General features: G+C 42.5%; 18 protein-coding genes. 12 read left to right on the forward strand and 6 right to left on the reverse strand.

Annotated features, from left to right (window positions below; genetic code table 11):
- Positions 1-120: 120 nt before the first annotated feature.
- Positions 121-1,410 carry a DUF2851 family protein gene (locus tag NVS78_RS08780; protein WP_286358860.1) on the forward strand — a complete coding sequence of 430 codons (1,290 nt, stop codon included), beginning with the start codon at positions 121-123 and terminating at the stop codon, positions 1,408-1,410.
- Here NVS78_RS08780 and NVS78_RS08785 read toward each other — a convergent pair.
- Both NVS78_RS08785 and NVS78_RS08790 read right to left on the reverse strand, forming a co-directional pair.
- On the reverse strand, positions 1,402-1,764 hold the full coding sequence (locus NVS78_RS08785) for a hypothetical protein (protein WP_286358861.1): 363 nt from the start codon (positions 1,762-1,764) through the stop codon (positions 1,402-1,404). The genes NVS78_RS08780 and NVS78_RS08785 overlap by 9 nt on opposite strands.
- 3 nt (positions 1,765-1,767) lie before the next feature.
- Positions 1,768-2,418: a hypothetical protein gene (locus NVS78_RS08790; RefSeq protein WP_286358862.1), complete on the reverse strand. Its 651-nt coding sequence runs from the start codon at positions 2,416-2,418 to the stop codon at positions 1,768-1,770.
- A gap of 327 nt (positions 2,419-2,745) precedes the next feature.
- Here NVS78_RS08790 and NVS78_RS08795 point away from each other — a divergent pair, with 327 nt between their 5' ends.
- Positions 2,746-3,933, forward strand: coding sequence for a carboxypeptidase-like regulatory domain-containing protein (locus NVS78_RS08795; protein WP_286358863.1), 1,188 nt, complete (start codon positions 2,746-2,748; stop codon positions 3,931-3,933).
- A gap of 113 nt (positions 3,934-4,046) precedes the next feature.
- Here the strand turns inward: NVS78_RS08795 and NVS78_RS08800 are convergent, their stop codons facing one another.
- Entirely contained in the window at positions 4,047-5,396 is a 1,350-nt protein-coding gene (locus tag NVS78_RS08800; RefSeq protein ID WP_286358864.1) for a sodium-dependent transporter, read from the reverse strand.
- A gap of 260 nt (positions 5,397-5,656) precedes the next feature.
- Between NVS78_RS08800 and guaA the strand changes: the two genes are divergently transcribed.
- From guaA to NVS78_RS08840, 8 genes are all read left to right on the forward strand, one after another.
- Positions 5,657-7,186 carry a glutamine-hydrolyzing GMP synthase gene (gene guaA, locus NVS78_RS08805; protein WP_286358865.1) on the forward strand — a complete coding sequence of 510 codons (1,530 nt, stop codon included), beginning with the start codon at positions 5,657-5,659 and terminating at the stop codon, positions 7,184-7,186.
- A gap of 238 nt (positions 7,187-7,424) precedes the next feature.
- Positions 7,425-8,450, forward strand: a complete 1,026-nt coding sequence (locus NVS78_RS08810) for a DHH family phosphoesterase (RefSeq protein ID WP_286358866.1) — start codon at positions 7,425-7,427, stop codon at positions 8,448-8,450.
- 4 nt (positions 8,451-8,454) lie between these two features.
- Entirely contained in the window at positions 8,455-8,781 is a 327-nt protein-coding gene (locus tag NVS78_RS08815) for a DUF1904 domain-containing protein (protein WP_286358867.1), read from the forward strand.
- Positions 8,782-8,869: 88 nt separating this feature from the next.
- A complete protein-coding gene (locus NVS78_RS08820) occupies positions 8,870-9,295 on the forward strand; it encodes a MarR family winged helix-turn-helix transcriptional regulator (protein ID WP_041503669.1) in 426 nt (141 codons plus the stop codon).
- A 136-nt stretch (positions 9,296-9,431) separates the two neighbouring features.
- On the forward strand, positions 9,432-10,886 hold the full coding sequence (locus NVS78_RS08825; protein WP_286358868.1) for an aminoacyl-histidine dipeptidase: 1,455 nt from the start codon (positions 9,432-9,434) through the stop codon (positions 10,884-10,886).
- A gap of 114 nt (positions 10,887-11,000) precedes the next feature.
- The gene (locus NVS78_RS08830; protein WP_286358869.1) at positions 11,001-11,459 is read left to right on the forward strand and encodes a GAF domain-containing protein; all 459 of its coding nucleotides are present in this window, start codon (positions 11,001-11,003) and stop codon (positions 11,457-11,459) included.
- A 123-nt stretch (positions 11,460-11,582) separates the two neighbouring features.
- On the forward strand, positions 11,583-12,335 hold the full coding sequence (locus NVS78_RS08835; RefSeq protein WP_286358870.1) for a tetratricopeptide repeat protein: 753 nt from the start codon (positions 11,583-11,585) through the stop codon (positions 12,333-12,335).
- 337 nt (positions 12,336-12,672) lie between these two features.
- Complete coding sequence (locus tag NVS78_RS08840; RefSeq protein WP_286358871.1) at positions 12,673-14,541, forward strand: PAS domain-containing sensor histidine kinase; 1,869 nt, start codon at positions 12,673-12,675, stop codon at positions 14,539-14,541.
- A gap of 246 nt (positions 14,542-14,787) precedes the next feature.
- Here the strand turns inward: NVS78_RS08840 and NVS78_RS08845 are convergent, their stop codons facing one another.
- Positions 14,788-15,504 (reverse strand): tetratricopeptide repeat protein, encoded by a 717-nt coding sequence (locus NVS78_RS08845; protein ID WP_286358872.1) that lies wholly within the window; start codon positions 15,502-15,504, stop codon positions 14,788-14,790.
- Positions 15,505-15,562: 58 nt separating this feature from the next.
- On the reverse strand, positions 15,563-17,401 hold the full coding sequence (locus NVS78_RS08850) for a YgiQ family radical SAM protein (protein ID WP_434802128.1): 1,839 nt from the start codon (positions 17,399-17,401) through the stop codon (positions 15,563-15,565).
- Between the two features lie 74 nt (positions 17,402-17,475).
- Between NVS78_RS08850 and rimO the strand changes: the two genes are divergently transcribed.
- Both rimO and NVS78_RS08860 read left to right on the forward strand, forming a co-directional pair.
- Positions 17,476-18,771 (forward strand): 30S ribosomal protein S12 methylthiotransferase RimO, encoded by a 1,296-nt coding sequence (gene rimO, locus NVS78_RS08855; protein ID WP_286358874.1) that lies wholly within the window; start codon positions 17,476-17,478, stop codon positions 18,769-18,771.
- A gap of 116 nt (positions 18,772-18,887) precedes the next feature.
- On the forward strand, positions 18,888-21,071 hold the full coding sequence (locus NVS78_RS08860) for a sodium-translocating pyrophosphatase (RefSeq protein WP_286358875.1): 2,184 nt from the start codon (positions 18,888-18,890) through the stop codon (positions 21,069-21,071).
- Positions 21,072-21,237: 166 nt separating this feature from the next.
- Here NVS78_RS08860 and ftcD read toward each other — a convergent pair whose 3' ends face one another.
- Positions 21,238-22,938, reverse strand: a complete 1,701-nt coding sequence (gene ftcD, locus NVS78_RS08865) for a glutamate formimidoyltransferase (protein WP_286358876.1) — start codon at positions 22,936-22,938, stop codon at positions 21,238-21,240.
- Positions 22,939-23,088 lie beyond the last annotated feature (150 nt).

Below are 23,088 nucleotides of genomic sequence, written 5' to 3' on the forward strand. Positions count from 1 at the left end.
AAGCAAAGATAAAGATAATAAACCAAACCTTGGTAATGGTTGAGCTTTTTTTAAAAATTTAGCAGTTGATTTTTTGTAAAGAAAATTGTAATTTCGTAGAAACCATCTCAATGTTAGAACATGAATGAGGAATTCTTACAATACGTATGGGCAAATTCTCTTTTTCGGGAATCCGTCTGTTTTTCTGCCGGAAAAAAGCAGATTCGGATTCTACATGTCGGGACTCAGAATCTCGATTCGGGACCTGATTTTTTTTGTGCCAGAATTGAAATCGACGGTATCGTTTTGGTGGGAAACGTTGAGATACATCAAAGAGGAAGCGATTGGTATCATCACCGTCATCATGAAGATCCGGCTTATGACAATGTGATCCTTTCTATCGTAGAGGTTGCCGATAAAGACGTATATAGCAGTAAAGGAATTAAAATAGAATCCGTTATTTTAGGATTTGATAAAAGGTTATGGGATGAATATGTCTATATGCGGGGCATACCGGTAACACCTCGTTGTCATCGGCATTTAAAACACGTAGGTAGATACGGGAAAGAGATTATTCTTTCAGGATACGCCGTAGAGCGTTTGGAAAGGAAGTGTCATGAGATAAAAGAGATGTTGATCCGGAATCAGAACGATTGGGAAGAGTGTTTTTATCGTCTGTTGCTGAAATATTGGTCAGGAAACGTGAATGCCGATGCCTTTTCTTTGTTGGCCGAATATCTTCCTTACAAGAAAATTTTGCGTTGCGGAGACTCGCTGTTCAAGATTGAGGCTCTATTGTTCGGATCTTCCGGTTTTCTGGAGGAGGGGTTCGAATCGGACGAATACAGGAGTTCCTTACAACGGGAATACGCGTATCAGTCGGCGAAGTTTGAATTGGCACGGATGGAGGTTTTTCAATGGAGGTTTATGCGTGTTCGTCCTATCAATTTTCCGTCGGTTCGTTTGGCTTTGCTTGCCGGGATGATGCATCGTTTTCAGTCTTTGTTTTCCGCTTTTTTGGAAATTCACTCGCTTCCGAAAGCCAAAGAACTATTTGATGCGAAGACTTCTGTTTATTGGAATACGCATTATCGTTTCAACGTTGTTTCTCCTTACAGGGTGAAAAAGATAGGGGAGGCCATGAAAGACGTTGTTCTGATTAATGCGGTTATTCCTTTACTGTTCGTGTATGGTAAGGAAAGGGGAGAAGAGCATTATTGCGAAAAAGCGTTGAGGTGGTTGGATGGACTGAGAGCGGAAAAGAATCGTATAACCCGTCAATGGCAACGATACGGTATGACGATTCAAACGGCCCTACAAAGTCAAGCTCTTTTACAGATTAGGGAGGAGTATTGCGAAAAACGTCGTTGTCTTCAATGCAAAATAGCCCGCGAAGTGTTCAGGGGATTAAAAGAGATGGAATCAGTTTAATTCTTGTTTTAAAACATCCGGGATCTCGATCTCTCTTTTTTCCAAACTGATCAGCCAATCGTTTATCTCTTCAGGACGTAAGGTGTATAAAACTTCCCGAAAGAGGTCGATCTCTTCGTCTTTATAAGTATCAGACGGAATCCCTCGGAATCGGTCCAACTCTTCATCGTCAAAATAATCGATTTTTTCGGTTATTTTCTTAAGCCCTTTCTCGCATATGGCATGCGCTCCGCAGCATTCTACCGGAGGAGTGACCGGTTCTTTTTCCCGGACCTCGTTTTTTGTTTTTTGGAAGAATGTAAATAGGGCAACTATGATTAGCAGCCCTATTACACTCAAAATTATATAGATCATTTTTTATTTCCCCAATTCTTTTTTCAACAACTTAACCTGATTGCTCAGTTTCTCTACCTCTTGGTTTTTTTGGGATAAAAGTTTTTTGTTTGCAGCCAATTGATTTTTTATACTTTTTATTTCCTTTTCCAACCGGGTTATTTCGCTATCTTTAAATTGAATGTTGGATTTAATCGTTTCGATCTCACTTTTTAGTTTTCGGTTATCCCACTCCGAACTTGTTTTTAGTTCGGCTAACTCTTTTTTTAATTGATCCCGTTCGTTCTTCACTGTTTTTAGTTGGTTTTCCAACGTTTCCAGTTGAACATTACTGTTTTGTTCTTTATATTTTACTTGATCCGAAACGTCTTTTAGTTCTGATTTCAATGCCGATTCTTTCGTTTCCAATACGCGAAGTTTAGTATATAAGGCGTCAATCTGTTTATCTTTTGCAGCGATATTAGCTGTTAACTGATATCGGATGGCATTGAAATCATTTTTCATTTTCAGTATTTCGGCTTCCATTCTCTTTTTATCGTTTTGCAGATTTACGACCTCTCGATCGCTACTTCTTTTAGCTCTTGCCAACTCTTCGAATTTCTTTTTCGAGACGCAGGAAGAAAGAGACACGGTTATCATTAAAATGCCTGAAATGTAAAATAACGCTCTTCTCATATCGAAATATTTAAAGGTTACAAATTATAATTTCTGTACTTTGAGCGATTGATTCCTAATTGCTTATCATTAGGCTAAACCGAATTAGCCGTTGGGGAATCTTTCGCTCCGATTTTCATCATGGAGACAAAAGTAACGAAAATATTTGTGTATAACAAAAAAAGCGGCAGATGTTCATTCGGTTGAAAATAATCTTTTTCTGATGAAGATTGTTTCCGTCATTTTCGAGGATAAAAGCTATTTTTATTTGTTGATATGTCTGAAATAAGATTTATATCCTGTATATTTGCAAGGATGATTTATTGTTGAACATGTAGATTATTAGGTATGAATAAAAAGATATTCTTGTTGCTGGTGTTATTTTTCGGTGTGTTTTCTTTCGTTCAGGCTCAAGATGATGATGGAAAAATCAGGATAAAAGGAGTTGTTTTGGATGAAAAGACACGGGAACCGATCGCTTTTGCCAACTTGGGGGTATTGGGAACGGTGTTGGGGGTCGCCTCCGATATAGACGGACAATTTGAATTGATTATTCCGGAGAGATGTATTTCGCACGTACTGAAGGTTTCGGCTATCGGATACGGAAGTAAAGAGTGTAAAGTATATGATGTAAAGGATAAAGGAAAGGTTGAAATTCTTTTGCAACCTACGACTTACGGTATTAAAACGGTTGATGTGACAGCAGAATCCTTGGTGTTTAAAAAATTATTAGAGAGGGCTGTCGCTAATATCGGATTGAATTATATTCCGCGGGCCTATAATTACGAAGGGTATTTCGAGTACGGAATCCGGGTAAACGACGGGGAGCGAAAATCAAAAGAGGCAATAGTAAAAATATACGATAAGAACGGATACGAACGGAGTAATGTCGAAGAGAATTTTCTCGCATTGAATTATAAGTTTACTCAGGTTCGCCGGAGTGAGGAAGCCGTATCCGTGGCTGACGGAATGATCTATTTTGACGATATCATCTCTGCCGATGTCGTTCGAAATACCCGGAACATATTGGATATTCAGAATTTGCGGGATTACACGTTAAAAAACAAAGGCATTATTTTATATGACGGAGATTCGGTTCAGGTGATCGGGTACGAATGTAAAAAACCTACTCTATCGAATGCCGGAGATGCTTCTGTCACGCAATACAGCGGAGAGATCTATATCAATATGAAAAATGCAGCTGTCCTCAAGAATGTGATGCACATTCGTTCTGCCGGATTCAATCGGATGGGACGCAATTTATTGCCGATCGAAGGAGGTGCGAAATCCAATGTGGTAACGACTATTACCACGAATTATAAAAAGATCAGCTCCTATTATTTCCTTAGCGGTGTCAGTATGGTGTATTCCTATCATGAAGGCAAGGATGTAGTAAAAGGAGAATTACAATACCAGACGACCCGCGTCGGTATAAGTAATGTGGAGGCGATTGACGGGCGTACGTATTACGAGGATATGAAAACAGACCATGATTTTTGGAATCGTTATACTATTTACTTGGAAGAAGAGGAATAATAACAGGTCGGATATAGTTCGGAAATATATCCTCTTTTGTTAAGCCGGTGGCGATCGTTTATGGTCGTTTCCTCTTTTGATCCGGAAAAAGCGGCGTCTTGTTTTTTACGCTCTTAAAAGAGATGGAGAGCATGCAAAAGAATAATCGAGATAAAGAGCGGTGCGATGTATTTTAAAATAAACACCAACGGTTTAAAAAGACGTAATTTTAATTTCCCGTTATTCGTCAGCTCTGCTTCCAGCAGATGGCGGTCGAATTTCCAACCCGCATAAACAGATAACAAGATTCCGCCTAACGGGAGAAGTATATTGGAACTCACGAAATCGAATATTTCGAATAGGGTCAGACCCGCGATATGCAATTTTCCTAAAGGTCCGAACGAGAGCGTACAGATCGCTCCGAAAAAGGTTACGATAAAAGTGGAGAGCATAGTGGCTTTTCGTCTTGTCATTTTCCTTTCTTCCACGAAAAAAGCGACGATTACTTCCAGTAATGAGATGGAAGAGGTCAGGGCGGCCATCGTCAGAAGCAGGAAGAAGAGAATAGCCCAAAGTTGTCCGAAGGCCATACTTTGAAATACTTGGGGCAAGGTTAAAAATACCAACCCCGGTCCGGAATCGGGACTTATATTGAAGGCAAACACGGCGGGAAATATGGCGATTCCGGCCAAAAGGGCAATGGCTGTATCGGCACAAATTACTTGAATGGAGATTGACGTCAGATTTTCCGATTTTGGGATATAGGAAGCATAGGTGAGTAATACACCCATGCCGATGGAGAGGGAAAAGAATGCCTGCCCCAAGGCCGAAAGAACTCCTTGTGCGGATAATTCCGAAAATTTAGGAAGAAATAAAAACTTCAGGCCTTCGGAGGCTCCGTCCAAAGTACATGCCCGGATACAAAGAATGACAATGATGATAAAGAGTAACGGCATCATCATTTTCGTGTATCGTTCGATGCCTTTTTTTATACCGGCTAAGACGATAAAGCCCGTCAATATCATAAAGATGATTTGCCAGATAACCGGCTTATAAGGATTGCTGATAAAATCGGAGAAGAGGGTGTTCAGTTCCGTGCCAGATAATCCGTTCAACGAATAGGTGAAGGATTTGATCACGTACTCCAGTGTCCAACCTGCGACCGTACCGTAAAAAGAGAGAATCATACAGGCTGCTAACAAAACGAGAATACCGAAATGTCGCCAATGGGTTTTGCCGCCTAAAGCCATGAAGGTTCCGAAAGCGTTTCGTCCGGAATGTCGACCTATGGCGAATTCCGAGAGCATAACCGGCAATCCGATGGCAACGGTAAAAAATACATATACCAGCAGGAAGGCTCCTCCTCCGTTATTACCAGCTTCGTAAGGGAATTTCCAGATGTTTCCCAATCCCACGGCTGAACCCGCTAACGCGGCGATAGCTCCGAATTTGGAACCGAAACCGTCTCTCGTATTCGTATGCATTATCAAGATTTTAAAGGTTTTGCTACGAATTTACGAATTTTATGGAAAAACGTTCGGTGTTTGGTAAAAAAACATGTGCGTACTATCCTGTATGGGCAGGGATTCGATACCCGATGTAAAGGTGTCGGGATTGCTTTATGACGAAAGATACGTTTTTTAATATGAAAAAAGGCGGAAAGATTTGTAAACACAGTAGAGTTTTCATTTTTAACTTTCAACGGAAAAAGTTATCTTTGTGCGCAAATCAATAAGCTGTTCAAATGCAAGAAAAAATTTTAATACTGGATTTCGGTTCTCAATATACTCAATTGATTGCCAGGAGAGTAAGAGAGTTGAATGTCTATTGTGAGATTTATCCTTATAATCATTATCCGGTTCCGGATGCTTCTGTGAAAGGAGTTATTTTATCAGGTAGTCCCTTCTCGGTAAGGGACGAGAAGGCTCCTAAACCCGATTTGTCCGCTATTAAAGGTAAATTACCCTTGCTCGGCGTATGTTACGGGGCTCAATACCTGGCTCACTATTTCGGTGGGGAGGTAAAGGCTTCTAACAAGAGAGAGTACGGGAGGGCGAATTTGTCTTTCGTGGATAAAACTTGTTCTTTGTTTACGGGTATAAGCGACCATTCTCAGGTATGGATGTCTCACGGGGATACCATCGAATTTTTACCGGCCCATTATAAAGTAGTGGCAAGCACGCGTGACGTGACTCATGCTGCCTATCGTGTCGAGGGGGAGACAACTTACGGCATACAATTTCACCCTGAAGTGTATCATAGTATCGAGGGAAAAGAGTTACTAAAGAATTTTGTCGTCGGTATATGCGGTTGTAAACAAGATTGGACGCCGGATTCCTTTATCGAAACAACGGTAGCCGATTTGAAGACTAAAATCGGGAATGACCGGGTGATCCTGGGCTTATCCGGAGGTGTTGACTCTACTGTTGCGGCCATGCTGCTGCACCGGGCGATCGGAAAAAATCTCACTTGCATTTTTGTGGATAACGGTTTATTGCGAAAGAATGAATTCTCTTCCGTGTTGGAAAATTATAAAGAATTGGGATTAAACGTCATTGGAGTGGATGCGGGGGATCTTTTTCTTTCCAGACTGGCAGGAGTGGAAGAACCGGAGAAAAAGCGCAAAATCATAGGAAGTACTTTTGTAGATGTATTTGATGCCGAATCCCGGAAAGTGGAGGATGCAAAATGGTTGGGACAAGGAACTATTTATCCCGATGTGATCGAATCTTTATCGGTAAACGGTCCTTCGCAGACGATTAAATCTCATCATAACGTGGGAGGACTTCCCGAATATATGAAATTGAAGGTCGTAGAGCCTTTGCGGCTACTTTTTAAAGATGAAGTACGGAGAGTAGGTAAGGGCCTCGGATTGGCCGATAAGTTTCTGCAGCGTCATCCTTTCCCCGGTCCCGGTTTGGCAATTCGTATACTCGGAGAGATAACGAAAGAAAAAGTACGTCTCTTGCAAGAAGCGGATCATATCTATATTACCATGCTTCAGGAAGAGGGATTGTATCATCAGGTATGGCAAGCCGGAACCATCCTTTTACCTATCAAGAGCGTGGGTGTCATGGGAGACGAACGTACTTACGAGAACGTAGTGGCTTTACGGGCGGTTGAGTCCACCGACGGTATGACAGCCGACTGGTGTCATCTTCCCTATGAGTTTTTAGCCAAGGTTTCCAATAAAATCATAAACAACGTACGGGGAATCAACCGGGTCGTCTATGATATCAGTTCAAAACCGCCAGCCACCATCGAATGGGAGTAAAATGCTCTTCATCCGGAAAAATGCTTGATCGGATAGGAACCAGTCATTTAACATCAAGTGACTGGTTTTTCTTTCGTACAATTTGGATCCTTTTAAAAAGAAGCTTTGTTTTTTGAAAATATCCCCGTAGAGAGACGAAAGAAAATCGGTGCTAAAAGGAGAATAATCAGTCTCCGGAAACGGTAAAAGGGTAAATTTTTTATCTTTGTAACTTCTTAAAACGGGAGGTTACAAAAATATGAAGTCAAATAGCATCATAATAGAGAGATTAAAGGAGCGTTTAAGCGATAAGAGATTGAAAATAGTGATTATCCCGCATATTTCTCCGGACGGAGATGCCGTCGGTTCCTGTTCGGCTCTATGGCAGGTTTTTGATCGGTTAAGTATGCATTGTCGTCTGATTACTTGTGATTACATACCGGATTATTTGAAATGGTTGAAGAGAATACCGGATGCTATTTCGTTTCAAAATCGTCCACAAGAGTGTAGACGTTTGATTCGTCAGGCCGATCTGATCTTTATGATGGATCACAATACGATAAAGCGGGAGGGGGATCTGGAACCTTTGGTGAGAGAATTCAGGGGGGACAAGGTAATGATTGACCACCATCCGGAACCCGATGATGTGGATTACCGTATTTCGGATATTAGCGTTTCGTCTACTTGCGAATTATTGTATCAGGTGATCCTGAAGATTTGGGGGAGGGAGATGGTGGACCGGGATATGGCCAACGCCATTTACAGCGGGATTTCGACAGATACCGGAGGATTGAGTCATAACTCTTCCTGTCCGCAGACTTACCGGGTTATAGCGGACTTATTGGAACTTGGATTGGACAAGGGATATGTCCACGAGCAGCTATACCAACGGAATACGTTATCCCGATTGCGTTTGACCGGAAATTGTCTGTTAAACAAGCTGACGATAGACGAAAAATATCCTTTGGCCGTTATCCCGATTACCTTACAGGAATTGGAACTTTACGACTATAAGGATGGGGATCTGGAAGGTTTGGTAAACGTGCCCCTTTCCATAGAACATATACGGGTATCCGTACAAATCACGGAGAGAAAAGAGAAGGTGAAACTCTCTTTCAGGTCGAAAGGAGATATACCCGTGAACCTTTGGGCAAAAGAGTATTTTAACGGGGGAGGACACCAGAATGCGGCCGGAGGTCAGATGCCATTGCCTTTGGAAGAGGTAACAAAGAAACTCAGGGATACAGCCGAATGGTTTTTTAAACAAATCAGCGATAAAAATTAATGCCATGCCTTTTTTAAGATTTCACGCCGTGGAGCAAAAGAGATTGGAGCGGGTAGGAGAGCAGTTGGTTTCGGAGATCGTCAAGACGTTAGGATGTCCAAGAGAAACGGTCGTAGTGGAAGTGATGAATTCCTCTTTTGTCTCCGGAGCGGATAAGATTCAGCCTTACGCGTTCGTAGAGGTCCTCTATTTTGAACGTCCGCCGGAACAACAGGATAAAATAGCTCAAATTCTGTACGATCGTCTGAGGGAAGCGGGGTATGCGGATTCGGATGTGTACTTCTCCTGTTTGCAAAAATGTAACTATTACGAGAACGGAGTGAGGTTATAGCAACAAATTGTCGGTAATTTTTTTAACTAAAAACTGCAATTTACAATTAAAATAATTAAGTTTGTGCATAGTATAAAATGCAACGACAATGACTGACCTGAAAGAATTAGTGACACTTTTGAGTGAATCGGAAAGAGGTTACACGAAAATTTTAAACCGGAGTTTTCTGAATGCCGGTTTTGACCTCAGCCGGGAACAATATGAACTTTTGCAGGTGTTGTGGGAAGGAGATAACGTGAATCAGCAAACCATCTCTAAAAAACTTCATAAGGATAAGTACAACGTGACGAAATTGTTGAATACGCTTCAAAAAAGAGGTTACGTCCAGCGGAAGATGGGAAAAGAGGACAGACGGAATAACTTCGTCGTGTTGACGGATAAAGGTATTGCGGCTGAAAAATCTTTACGCGCGATCGAAGAGCAGTTACATACGGATATTGCATTTACGATCTCTCCTCAAGAGATTAAATCGGGGATCTGGGTATTAAAAAAGATAACCGATAGGCTGGTTTAGATAAAAAGGATTAAGTGATTATAGGATTAGGTGATTCTGTGATTATATTTTAATTTCCCAATCACCAAATCATTAGATCATTGAATCACAGAATCGTTAAATCTATTTATAAATCATAAATCATAAAAAAATAAGTATGGGTATTTTTAAAGGATTAAAACCGGAAGCGGTTTGGAATTATTTCGAGGAAATATGTCAGGTCCCCAGACCTTCTAAAAAGGAAGGAAAAATCATAGCTTTTTTGTTGGAATTCGGACAAAAGAACGGGTTGGAAACTTTTCGTGACGAAGCCGGCAACGTGTTGATCCGTAAACCGGCAACCATGGGAAAAGAGAAAGTACCGACCGTCGTTTTGCAAGCTCATATGGACATGGTTTGCGAGAAAAATTCAGATACGGTACACGATTTCGATAAAGATCCGATCGTTCCTTATATAGACGGAGAATGGGTAAAAGCAAAGGGAACTACTTTAGGAGCGGATGATGGAATCGGAGTGGCTGCCTGTATGGCTATTTTAACCTCCAAAGATATCCAACACGGTCCGATCGAATGTTTGTTTACGGTGGATGAAGAGACCGGACTGACAGGAGCTTTCGCCTTAAAACCGGGATTCATCAGCGGAAATATATTGTTGAATCTGGATTCGGAGGATGAAGGCGAGTTATTTATCGGTTGTGCGGGGGGTATCGATACCGTTATTCATTTGGGATACGAAACGGAAAAACTTCCCTCAAACGCTTTCGCCGTTAACATACGAGTAAAAGGATTGCAAGGCGGTCATTCCGGAGACGATATCAATAAGGGCAGGGGAAATGCCATTAAGATATTGAATCGTTTCGTTTGGGATTTGAATGCCAAATACGGAGTGAGGGTCGCATCTTTGGAAGGGGGAAATCTTCGGAATGCGATCGCCCGTGAGGCGACAGCCGTGATTACCTTTGACGGAAACCAAAAAGAACAGGTAAGGGCCGATTTTAATGTTTACGCGGCTGAAATGGAAAATGTATGGCATATTACCGAACCGGGATTACGGTTGACGATGGAATCTACGGAACTTCCGGAGTGCGTTTTAAGCGCGAAGAGTAACGCCGATCTGTTGAACGCCCTCTATGCTTGTCCTCACGGAGTCTTTTCCATGAGTTATCGTATGCCAGGATTGGTGGAAACTTCAACCAATTTGGCAGCCGTCCGGTTCATTGAAAATAATACGATTCTTATCACGACATCACAGAGAAGTGATTTGAATTCGGAGAAATACAACATTGCGAACATGGTAGAGGCCGTGTTTAAGATGGTCGGAGCTAAGGTGGAACACGGGGAGGGTTATCCGGGATGGACCCCCAATCCGGATTCTCCTATTCTGAAGGTAGCGGTAAATTCTTATAAGAAATTATTCGGGAAAGAACCTGTCGTACGTTCTATCCATGCCGGTTTGGAATGTGGCTTATTCCTGGAAAAATACCCGCGAATGGATATGGTTTCATTCGGACCGACATTAAGGGGTGTACACTCTCCCGACGAGAAGATCAATATAAAGACTGTGGAAATGTGGTGGTCTCATTTGGTGGATATTTTACAGTCTGTCAAGTAATCCGATGACCGTTTATTCTCAGATTTACGGCTGAAGAGTAAGAAACATCCGATCTAACCTCAATCGTAAATCTGAGTTTTATAAAATGAGTTCGTATACTAAATTTATAAAGCATTGGAAACTTCTAAGAAATTGGCTAAATACGACAGGCTTTACGAGCAAATCAAAACCTACGTCCGGTCGACGGGGGATATTTGGGCCCGTTTGGCAACCATGGAAGCCGTATTACATCATAAAATGCAACTGTTTTTCTGGACGGGTGTTTATGCCTTGGTAAACGGGGAGCTGATCGTACGTTCTTACCAAGGACCTGTCGCTTGTCAAAAGTTAAAAGAGGGTGGAGTTTGCTGGAGTGCCATCCGTTCCGGGGAGACGGTTATCGTGGGGGATGTTAACCGATTTCCGGGACATATCGCGTGCAATGCCACTTCTAAGAGTGAGATCGTTATTCCCATACGGGATCGGGAGGGAAAGATTTTTGCTTGTTTGGATGTGGATAGTGATCAATATGATGCCTTTGACCGGGAGGACGAGGTCGGATTGAAAAAAATTCTTTCTCTTCTTTTCCAGTAAGATAAAGTAAAATGATCTCATTTATATAAAAAATAAGTTAAGTTATTTTTGATTTTTCTTAAGAGTATGCTATCTTAGTCTCAATAACTAAAGAATATTCATGTTAATACTAAAACCATAGGTATGAAAAAATTACTTTTATTTGTTTTATGCGGTCTGTTTATGGGAACCGTTTCTGCACAAGATGAAAATGGTAAATTGAAAAACGAAGGGAATGCAGCCCTGAGAGCGAAAAATTACAAGGAAGCGTTTGCGAAGTACGAACAATACCTTAAGGCTGTCGAATACAAGGATCCCGCTATCGTGTTCAATACGGCTTTCTGTGCGGATAAAATTAAAGACTACGCGGCAGCGGATAAATATTTTACGATGTCTATTCAAAATAAGTATAAATTGGCTTCTGCCTATCTTGGAAAAGCCAACGCTTTGCAAGATCAGAAAAAGATTCCGGAAATGTTGAAAACTCTGGAAGAGGGGATGAAAGCCAATCCCGGTCAGGCAGGAGCCAAATTGGAAAAAATGTATGCCGTTCATTATTTGAAAGAGGGACAGAAATTCCAGAAAGAAAATAAAGTGGAACAAGCTGCCGAGTGTTACGCGAAGATTACCCAAATGGTCAATAAGGGAATGAAAACCAACGGCTATTTAAGTTTGGGAACACTTTATTTCAATAACGGGGCGACCATTCTTCAGAAAGCCCACGAGTATGCGACAACGGAAGTAGACCGATACAATGCCGAAAAAACAAAGGCTTTGAACAGCTTTAAGAAAGCTCAGGATTACTTGGTACAGGCATCCAGTCTGTCACCGGAAAATCCGGAAGTAAAAGAGGCAATGAAGGCCGTAAAAGAGGCAATGGCTCCGTTGACCAAATAAATGGAATAAGTTATAAGGAAAAGGATGAACTCAAAGTTCATCCTTTTTTTATTGCAGTAAAGGAAAGGCAGGTCATGAATGTTAATAGTTATATTTTTATAAAATAGTATCGATTAATGGATTATCTGCTTTCTTTTGTAACTTTTTTTAGTGATTTTTCGTAACAATACCTGTTCTTTGAAATTAAAAAAAAATACTCTTTAACAATAAAACTTTGAGCTATTCTCTATTTTTGTCGACGTAATAAGGAACAGTTGTATTGAAGTCTTTGTGCTATTGGAGTTAAAAAGACACCCAAGGAACTGAACCGAATGAAGGACAATAAAATTATTCGATCATGACCAAGCAACCGGATTCTATATTTTTTTCAAAATTGATGAATAGCGCTAATATGGGATGGTGGAAAGCGGATTTGGAGAGTGAAAATTATATTTGCTCTGAATATATTTCTGTTTTATTGGGGTTAGGCGAAGACGGCATTATCAGTTTTGAGAATTTTAATAAACGAATTGTAAACGAAGAACAACAGTCTACAACTGTTCACTCTTTTGGTATCCAGCAAATACCTGAAGCTGTTTATCTGCTTAAAAGCGTTAAAGGAAATGTGTGGATCCGAAGCAAGGTGTGTTTTCAAGAAACGGATGAGAACGGGAAAACGATAGTTTACGGTATTGCCGAAATTCAAGATGGCCCGGATATGGCGTCAGCTTATCAGGTATTACAGCATAAAGAGCGTATCCTGTATAATATTTATAAAAATTTACCGGTCGGCATTGAGTTATACAATAGGGATGGGGTGCTGATAGATCTGAATGATAAAGAGTTGGATATGTTCGGTCTGTCCCGGAAAGAGGATGTTTTGGGAATCAATATCTTCGATAATCCTATTTTTCCCGAAGAGATGAAGGAGAAGTTACAGAGAAATGAAGATGCGGATTTTACCTTCCGTTATGATTTTTCGAAAATAGGTACCTATTATAACTCGTTAAGGAAAGAAGGGACCATCGACCTGATGACGAAAGTCACGACTTTATATGATGAAAACCGGAATCCGATCAACTATATTTTAATTAACGCGGACAGGACGGAAACTACTATCGCTTATAATAAGCTCCACGAGTTTGAAAATCTTTTCGAATTAGTGGGGGACTATTCGAAAGTCGGCTATGCCTATTATAATTTACTTACGAAAAAAGGGGATGCTCCTAAAAGCTGGTACCGGAATATCGGAGAAAAAAACGGGACGCCTTTAAGTGAAATCGTGGGAATATACAGCCATGTTCATCCGGAGGATCGGGCTTTTATGATCGAATTTGTAAATAAAGCCGGTAAAGGTATCGCTCGGGAATTCAGTCGTGAAGTACGGGTATTTCGGGAAGATGGAAGTTACACGTGGACTTACGTTAATCTTTTGTTGAAGAATTACGCTCCGGAACGCGGCATTATCGAGCTAATATCCATTAATTACGATATTACCGAACTGAAACAAACGGAAGAGATGCTTACCAAAGCGAGGGATAAGGCCGAAGAATCCGATCGGATGAAGTCAGCCTTCCTTGCCACGATAAGTCATGAGATCCGGACCCCTTTGAACGCTATTGTAGGGTTTTCCGGCTTACTCTCCTACACGGAGGATGAAGCCGAAAAAGAGCAATACAATGCATTGATTCGCCATAATAACAATCTATTACTCGGTATCATAGATGATATTATCGATTTTTCCAAGATAGAAGCCGGCAACATGGAACTTTATCCCAATTGGTTCGACCTGTCGAGCCTGATTCAAGAGTGCGTGATGGAGTACAAGGAGAGCGTGCCGACTGATGTGAAACTCTTATCCCGGTATCCCGAACGTCATTATCTGATAGAGCTCGATCAAATGCGTATCAAACAGATTTTGAACAATCTTGTCTCCAACGCGTTGAAAAATACGCTGCGAGGACATATCGAGATTGCTTACGAGGTTATCGATCGCGGAGTAATACTAAGTGTCAGCGATACGGGAAGAGGTATTCCTCGGGATAAAATAGACAAAATATTCGAACGTTTTGAAAAGGTAGACATGTTTGTACCGGGTGTAGGATTGGGACTAACCATATGCAAATCCATCGTTGAAAAGATGAATGGATATATTTCGGTAGATACGCAGGAGGGAGTAGGCAGCACGTTTAAGGTCGAATTACCTTGTCAGATTCTTTTGGCTTAGTAAAATCACGGTAGATTTTCCCTCTGAAAAATAGGGATTCTTCGGTATTTGGAACAGGATATGGTAAAAATTTATTGAATCGTAATTAGACGGCAGGAAAAGGTCTCGATAACAACCTTTTCCTATTCATGCTATCGGATTATGGCGGATATACGAATCGTTTTTAGTTCCATTGCCGTCAATCGTGAAACGGTAGAAGTCAGGATGCCCGGATCAATTTTATATTGAGAAAGGAGAAGAAGATATCTATTTTTTCTTTTCCGGATAGTAGAGGGAAATTACTTCCGAAGCTTTCGAGTAACCTAAGTGTTGTGATACTTCCAGATCCTGTAAGGCCTCTTTGTAATTATCTACCCGCAGTTTAGAAATGGCCCGGTTATAATATGCTTTGGCATTGGAAGGATCTATTTGGATAGATCGGGAGTAGTTTTCGATGGCGTCGCTTAACCGATCCTTTTGATGATAGATAACACCTTTGTTAAAATAAATGGCACTCGATTGCAATCCCAGGGAGAGAGCTTTATCATAATCGACAAGAGCCCCGTCCAGGTCTTTCATTTTAAAGCGGACAATTCCCCGATAATGGTATGCATTTGCGAGGTCGGGTTTTAAATTAATCGCTTGGCTGTAATCACGGATGGCTTCCTTGCCTTTTCCGAGGTTCTCGTGTATAATTCCCCGGTTATAGAATGCAAGGGCATTCGTGGGATCATTGGCAATCACGTAATTCATATCTTCCAACGCTTTCCCGGGCTGTTTCAGGTTAGCCTGAACAATGGCTCTGTTATAATAAGCCGGTAAAAAATCGGGCGCAAGCGATATAGCGTTGTTAAATTCTTCCAATGCTTTTTCATATAGATTACGGTTGATGTAATCCATGCCCCGTTTGTTATTTTCCTGCGCCTGATAACGATCACAGGATACAAAGCATAATACGAGAATAGCCCAAAGCGTATATCGCATATCCGTCTTTTTAATATTCACTTCAAAGTTAATGATTTGATACGGAAAAATAAATATTTCATCGGCTTTTATTCGAATAGAGGCGTTTTAAAAGGTCCGGACGACGTATTTTATTCAAGAGATTAGCGATCTCGTTTCGAAATTCTTTTTTATACCAGAAGAAAAAAATATTCTGTTGTTTTTTCTCTTTTTCACTCTTGGCAGATTTAATTTCACGCGTGGAATAGGGATGAATTCCGGAATAGTAGATATCCGTGGCCAATGTCATGGGAGTCGGCGTAAAGTCTTGAACCTGTTCTAAGTGAAAATTCAATTCTTTAGTCGAGATAGCTAATTCCGCCATGTCTTCCAGCCTGCATCCCGGGTGGGATGAGATGAAATAGGGGATTAGCTGCTGGTTGAGGTGTTCTCGTTTATTTATGGCGTTAAAGCGATGGGTAAGTTCTCGAAAAAGTTGAAACGAAGGTTTCCGCATCAAATGCAGGACCTGATCGGAGGAGTGTTCCGGAGCCACCTTTAACCTTCCGGAAACATGATACTTGATGACGGTTTCAAGATAATCTCGGTTTATGTTGTCCACCTCCTTATTGCCCGTGCGATGCATTGCTAAGTCGTAACGAATACCGGAACCGATAAAAGCGTGTTTCACGCGGGGGTGCTTTCGGACATGACCGTACAACTCCAACAAAGAGGAGTGGTCGGTATCGAGGTTTTTACATACGATAGGAAAAAGACAGGAGGGGCGTTTACAACGTTCGCAAAGACCCTTATCTTTTCCTTTCATCGCGTACATGTTAGCCGAAGGACCTCCCATATCTGAAATAGTTCCTTTAAAGTCCGGCATCTCGCATATTCGCTCGACTTCCCGCAGGATAGAGGTTTTCGAACGGGAAGATATGAATTTGCCCTGATGGGCGGAAATCGTACAAAAAGCACATCCCCCGAAACATCCCCTGTGCATGGTTATGGAGTGCCGTATCATATTATAAGCAGTGATCTCTTTACCTTTGTATTTCGGATGGGGCAAACGGGTAAACGGCAAGTCGTATATCGCATCGAGTTCCTCCGTGGTCAATGGAGGATAAGGAGGGTTGACGATCACTTGTTGTTCTCCGACAGGCTGTATCAGTCGTGCCGCATGGATGCTATTGGATTCTTCCTCGATGTGGCGGAAGTTTGCGGCAAACAATCGTTTGCTTTGCAAACACGCTTCGTGGGAGTGCAACGTGATACTCTCCCATTTTTTGTTCGTAGCGTATTTTTCATTTTTCCCCCGGATAACCGCGGTCTGTGGAATATTGGTAAGACTGGCAAAAGGAACTCCCCGGCGTAACATCCGACAAATTTCCATGATCGGTTTTTCGCCCATACCGTATACGAGCATATCCGCGTGACTGTCCCAAAGGATAGGGGGCTTTAGCATGTCTTTCCAATAATCGTAATGAGTGAAACGGCGTAGAGAGGCTTCTATTCCCCCGATAATAACAGGAGTATCGGGGTACAACTCTTTCAGAATCCGGGTGTAGACGATGGTCGGCATGTCGGGACGGGCTCCGCTGTGTCCTCCGGGGGTATAGGCATCGTCCGAGCGTTTTCTACGGGCTGCCGTGTAATGGTTAACCATGGAATCCATGCTTCCGGGACTGATCCCGAAAAAAAGATCGGGTTTTCCCAATTTTTTAAAATCTCTTAAATCGTCTTGCCAATTGGGTTGCGGAACGATAGCCACGTTTAAACCCATGGATTCAAGTACCCTTCCGATAACGGCAGCACCGAATGAGGGGTGATCCACATAGGCATCTCCGGAGAAAAGAATGACATCAATACTTTTCCATCCCCGTTGTTCTACTTCCTTTCGGGTCGTTGGCAACCACCTGAATTCTTTTTCCATTCCCATGTTTTCTATATAATTATGCAAAGATACGAAAGATAATTCCTATTTTACTACCTTTGTGCCCAAATTTGGAACGAATGAAAAAAGTGAATATTATCAGCCTGGGGTGTTCGAAAAACTTGGTGGACACCGAGTTATTGATGAAGCAACTGGAGACCTCCGGGTATAGCGTAGAGGTTGATGGCGATCATTCGGAGGCCGGGATCGTGGTTATCAATACTTGCGGCTTTATCGGAGATGCGAAAGAGGAGTCGATCAATACGATATTGGAGCAGATAGAACGGAAAAAAGAAGGTGTTATCGAACGGGTATACGTGATGGGGTGCTTGTCACAACGCTATCGTGCCGAACTGGCCCGTGAAATTCCGGAAGTAGACGGTTATTTCGGGAAATTCGATTGGAAGGGAGTTTTAACGGCATTAGGAAAGGATTTCGACGAAGGGATAAAAAACGAAAGACATCTGACAACCCCGAAACATTATGCTTACCTGAAGATCTCGGAAGGGTGTAATCGGGGATGCTCCTATTGCGCCATTCCCATTATGACGGGCGAATACAAGTCGAGGGATTTCGAGGAGATCGTGGAGGAAGCCGGACACTTGGCCCGGCAAGGAGTGAAAGAGATTTTAGTGTTGGCACAGGATATAACTTATTACGGAATCGATAAATACGGTAAGAACCGTTTGGCCGAATTAGTCGATCGATTGTCGGGTATACCGGGAATAGAATGGATCAAGCTGCATTATGCCTATCCGGCGGGATTTCCCATGGAGTTGTTACCGGTCATGCGGGAGCGGAAAAATGTATGTGCTTATTTGGACATTGCTTTGCAACATTGTAGCGATCACATGTTGAAATTGATGCGAAGGGGGGTGACGAAACAGCAGACCAAGGATCTCATAACCCGCATCAGAAGAGAGGTCCCGGGGATATTTATTCGTACGACACTAATGACGGGACATCCGGGAGAGACGGAAGAAGATTTTAGGGAGTTGCTTGAATTTGTGGAAGAGATGCGATTCGAGCGTTTGGGGGTATTTCCCTATTCTCATGAAGAGGATACCTACTGCGATAAACATTACCGGGATGATGTTCCCGAAGATATAAAACGCGGGAGGGCAGAAAAGATCATGGAGATGCAAAGAAGGATATCGGCCGAATTGAATACCCGTTTGATCGGTCAAAAATTGAATGTATTGATCGATCGGGTGGAAGATGAATTTTACGTGGGACGTTCCGAACACGATTCCCCCGAGGTGGACCCGGAAATCTTTGTCACGAGTGATGAAAAACTTTACCCCGGTCGTTTTTACGAGGTAATTGTTACAGGTGCGGATGACTATGATTTATATGCCGAAATGAAGAAAATTTAAAAAAAACAGAAAAGAGATAGATATTTTCAGTTATTTATGTTTACTTTTACTCATCAGGTTCGTTTACTGCTTGATGAGTTTTTTGTATTTATTATTAACTGCCAAATATAAGAACTATGTTAAACGATCTATTCTGGATAGTACCTGTATGTGCTATTATCGCGCTGCTTTTCGCAAGAATATTTTTTAGTCATATGATGAAAGAATCCGAAGGTACGGATACGATGAAACGTATTGCCGGACACGTGCGTAAAGGAGCTATGGCTTATTTAAGTCAACAATATAAAGTAGTCGGTATTGTATTTGTAGTGTTGTGTATCCTATTTGCCTGGATGGCATACGGACCCGGTTTACAAAACGAATGGGTGTGGTTCGCCTTTTTGACTGGTGGTTTCTTCTCCGGTTTGGCCGGGTATATAGGCATGAAAACAGCTACCTATGCGTCTGCCCGTACGGCCAATGCGGCACGCAGGAATTTAAACGACGGATTGAAAATAGCATTTCGTTCAGGAGCCGTGATGGGATTGGTAGTTGTCGGATTGGCTCTGTTGGATATCTCGTTGTGGTGGCTTTTATTAGATTATTTCGTTGAAGAACCGACGACATCAGAAAAGGCGATCGTGATTACGACGACCATGCTCACTTTCGGCATGGGAGCTTCGACTCAAGCTCTTTTCGCGAGAGTGGGAGGGGGTATTTTTACCAAAGCTGCCGATGTCGGAGCGGATCTGGTGGGAAAGGTAGAGGCCGGTATACCGGAAGATGATCCTCGAAATCCGGCAACAATAGCCGATAACGTGGGGGATAACGTGGGGGATGTCGCTGGTATGGGAGCCGATTTGTATGAATCCTATTGCGGTTCTATCCTGGCAACGGCAGCATTGGGGGCCGCAGCCTATCGATTGGATCCCGATATACAGTTCAATGCTATTTTGGCCCCGATGTTGATAGCCGCTTTCGGAGTCGTACTTTCGTTATTGGGTATATTTATGGTAAAAACGAAAGAAGGGGCTTCACAACAACAACTTTTGAGGGCCTTGGACCGGGGTATTAATATCAGTTCCGTTTTAATTATAGCCTCCAGTTTTTTAGTTTTTCATCTGTTGGGCTTAAGTTACTGGATATGCGGTTCCGTCATCGTGGGACTACTCACGGGAATAGTCATCGGAAAGGCAACCGAGTATTACACGTCACATGCTTATAAACCGACGCGGAATATAGCTAAAAGTTCGGAGACAGGACCTGCCACGGTAATCATCAAGGGTATAGGAACAGGTATGATCTCTACAGCGATTCCTGTCCTCGCTATCGTTGCGGGTATTATTCTCTCTTTCCTTTTTGCTTCGGAATTTGATTTTTCAAACGTATCGGTAGGCCTGTACGGTATAGGTATTGCAGCCGTCGGAATGCTTTCTACTTTAGGAATCACGCTGGCGACCGATGCATACGGTCCTATTGCGGACAATGCCGGGGGAAATGCCGAAATGAGTAATCTGGGAGAAGAGGTTCGTCATCGTACGGATGCCTTAGATGCTTTGGGGAATACGACGGCCGCCACGGGAAAAGGGTTTGCGATCGGTTCTGCCGCTCTTACCGGATTGGCTTTGATCGCCTCTTATCTCGAAGAGATTAAAATAGGGTTGCTCCGTATGGGAGAAGAGATATTGACTATCGGTAGCGAGACCGTTAAAACGGCTGATGCCTCTTTGACGGATTTCATGTATTATTACGATGTGACATTGATGAATCCGAAGGTGTTGGCAGGTATATTTATCGGTGCTATGATGGCTTTCTTATTCTGCGGGTTAACTATGAATGCCGTGGGGAGAGCGGCCCAAAAGATGGTGAACGAAGTCCGCCGTCAATTCAGGGAAATCAAAGGAATCATGACGGGAGAGGGAGAGCCCGATTATGCCAAGTGCGTCGAGATATCCACGAAAGGAGCTCAACAAGAAATGATTTTTCCTTCCTTGTTGGCCATCATTGTTCCGGTTGTTATGGGATTGATTTTCGGTGTCGCGGGAGTCATCGGCCTTTTGGCGGGCGGATTGGGAGCCGGTTTCGTATTGGCTATCTTTATGGCTAACTCGGGAGGGGCTTGGGATAATGCCAAAAAGTTTGTAGAAGAAGGAAATTTGGGAGGTAAAGGATCCGATAATCACAAGGCGACGGTCATCGGTGATACGGTTGGAGACCCGTTTAAAGATACTTCCGGTCCGAGTTTGAATATATTGATCAAGCTGATGAGTATGGTCGCTATCGTGATGGCAGGTGTTACTTGTGCGTTTAGCCTACTATAGATTAATTGATTCTGTGATTAAGAGATTTCAAGATTAGGTGATTAAGTAATTTAAATCACAAAATCGTTGAATCACGGAATCACAAATTAAATGGATTGTAAATTAAAACATCCACGTCGGTTTTCAGACGTGGACGTTTTATATACGGTAAAAACCTTTATCGAAATTAGATTTTGGAGTTTACAATTTCCAAAATTTCACCTTCCATTTGTTTTGCCATCTCAACCACTTTTTCTCCTCGGCTGATGATGTCGTTTGCGTACTCTTTATCGTCTAATCCCGCGGCGTTGATTTTCACGTTTAAGAATGCGCCGATTACTCCGGAACGGGCGGCCAAAGCTCCTACTCCAGCATCGGTTACCGAATTCGGGTTTCCGATTTCAGCCATGGCTTTCACCACTTCCATACATTCATAACATAACATCATCGTTTTGAAAGGTACTTCCGTGGCAAACCGGGTTGCATCCTGAATCGCCCGATGACGGGCTGCTTTTTCTTCTTCGCTCTTCTTAGGCAGGCCGAATGCATCCATAATACGATTGAAAGCGTTAGTATCCTCGTCAACCATTTTGATTAATTCCTCCTGATACGCTTTCCCTCTTTCTGCCCAATTGCTAAATTCTTCCCAACGATCGTCCCAACCCCGTTTATGAGAGGAGAGATTAGCCACCATTGTGGCCAAGGAGGAACCCAAGGCGCCCATATAAGCGGAAATCGAACCGCCCCCGGGAGCAGGAGATTCCGAAGCCGTTTCATCGGCAAATTCGGCTAATGTCATATCCACCAAATGCTTCTTGCCGTTATTCATTTCGTCTTCTAAAATGTACTCGATGATTTTTTTCCGCGGTTCAAACGGATAAAGTTCGTCTAATCCCAAAGATTTGACAGCGATCTTTATCAATTCTTTATCCGAAACGCCGGTAGAACGTTGTTGTTTCCGTAAGAAATAACGTCCGGCATCCAACATGGCCTTTAATGGAATGACACCGACTAATTCGGAACCAGTTACTCTTATTCCCCGGTCATTGGCCTTACGACAAACTTCGTCGAATGCCTCGTGTACGGAGGTTACCGATATATCTGTCAAGTTCATGGAGATCTGGGCAATACCGTATTCTTCTATAAACCAACCGATCGCTTTGACCGATTTCAACGTTCCGGGAATCATAACGGGTTTCCCTTTTTCGTCCAACACTTTTTTCCCCGTGATGGGATTTCCTTCCCGTTTAACCCGCCCGCGTTCACGTACGTCGAAGGCTATGGAGTTTGCCCGACGGGTAGAAGTTGTGTTCAAATTGACATTGTAAGCCACCAAGAAGTTTCGGGCTCCTACGGCCGTGGCTCCGGTTTTAGCTGTCCATTCGTTTAATTCCCGGGGACCGAAATCGGGATGCCATTGATCACTGCTCAATCGTTCTCCCAATGCTTCGTATTCTCCAGCCCGGCAGGTTGCCAAATTCTTTCTTTCCGGCACGAAAGCTGCATTTTCGTAACAATATACGGGTATGTTCAATTCTTCTCCGATACGTTTTGCCAATTTACGAGCATACTCGACCGTCTCTTCCATGGTAATATTAGCTACCGGAACCAACGGACAAACATCGGTGGCACCGAAACGGGGATGTGCTCCTTTGTGTTTCTTCATATCGATAAGTTCGGAGGCCTTCTTTACGGCACGAAAAGCAGCTTCGCAAACTTCTTCAGGAGTACCGACCAAGGTGACAACCGTACGATTAGTCGCTTTTCCCGGGTCTACGTCGATGAGGCTGACTCCTTCCACGGCTTTTATCTCTGCTGTAATCTGATCAATAATATGCATATCGTTTCCCTCGCTGAAATTGGGAACGCATTCAATTAGTTTTTTCATATTCTATTGCGATATTGTTATAACAACTGATGTTTATTCTGTCTCTAACACTCTAATTTATTAAAAAAAGCTTACAAATTGTAATCCGAGAATGCCAATGGGCTACGGATAACGGATCCGATAGGCTTTGCGAATCCATACTTTTTTATA

This window comes from Gabonibacter chumensis (assembly GCF_024741215.1).
Taxonomy (GTDB): domain Bacteria; phylum Bacteroidota; class Bacteroidia; order Bacteroidales; family Marinifilaceae; genus Gabonibacter; species Gabonibacter massiliensis.

Coding starts and splice junctions, on each gene's coding strand:
- NVS78_RS08810 (WP_286358866.1), top strand. CDS start 7,425: ATGAAGTCAAATAGCATCATAATAGAGAGATTAAAGGAGCGTTTAAGC.
- guaA (WP_286358865.1), top strand. CDS start 5,657: ATGCAAGAAAAAATTTTAATACTGGATTTCGGTTCTCAATATACTCAA.
- NVS78_RS08785 (WP_286358861.1), bottom strand. CDS start 1,764: ATGATCTATATAATTTTGAGTGTAATAGGGCTGCTAATCATAGTTGCC.
- NVS78_RS08825 (WP_286358868.1), top strand. CDS start 9,432: ATGGGTATTTTTAAAGGATTAAAACCGGAAGCGGTTTGGAATTATTTC.
- NVS78_RS08780 (WP_286358860.1), top strand. CDS start 121: ATGAATGAGGAATTCTTACAATACGTATGGGCAAATTCTCTTTTTCGG.
- NVS78_RS08845 (WP_286358872.1), bottom strand. CDS start 15,504: ATGCGATATACGCTTTGGGCTATTCTCGTATTATGCTTTGTATCCTGT.
- rimO (WP_286358874.1), top strand. CDS start 17,476: ATGAAAAAAGTGAATATTATCAGCCTGGGGTGTTCGAAAAACTTGGTG.
- NVS78_RS08850 (WP_434802128.1), bottom strand. CDS start 17,401: ATGGGAATGGAAAAAGAATTCAGGTGGTTGCCAACGACCCGAAAGGAA.
- ftcD (WP_286358876.1), bottom strand. CDS start 22,938: ATGAAAAAACTAATTGAATGCGTTCCCAATTTCAGCGAGGGAAACGAT.
- NVS78_RS08815 (WP_286358867.1), top strand. CDS start 8,455: ATGCCTTTTTTAAGATTTCACGCCGTGGAGCAAAAGAGATTGGAGCGG.
- NVS78_RS08820 (WP_041503669.1), top strand. CDS start 8,870: ATGACTGACCTGAAAGAATTAGTGACACTTTTGAGTGAATCGGAAAGA.
- NVS78_RS08835 (WP_286358870.1), top strand. CDS start 11,583: ATGAAAAAATTACTTTTATTTGTTTTATGCGGTCTGTTTATGGGAACC.
- NVS78_RS08860 (WP_286358875.1), top strand. CDS start 18,888: ATGTTAAACGATCTATTCTGGATAGTACCTGTATGTGCTATTATCGCG.
- NVS78_RS08800 (WP_286358864.1), bottom strand. CDS start 5,396: ATGCATACGAATACGAGAGACGGTTTCGGTTCCAAATTCGGAGCTATC.
- NVS78_RS08795 (WP_286358863.1), top strand. CDS start 2,746: ATGAATAAAAAGATATTCTTGTTGCTGGTGTTATTTTTCGGTGTGTTT.
- NVS78_RS08840 (WP_286358871.1), top strand. CDS start 12,673: ATGACCAAGCAACCGGATTCTATATTTTTTTCAAAATTGATGAATAGC.
- NVS78_RS08790 (WP_286358862.1), bottom strand. CDS start 2,418: ATGAGAAGAGCGTTATTTTACATTTCAGGCATTTTAATGATAACCGTG.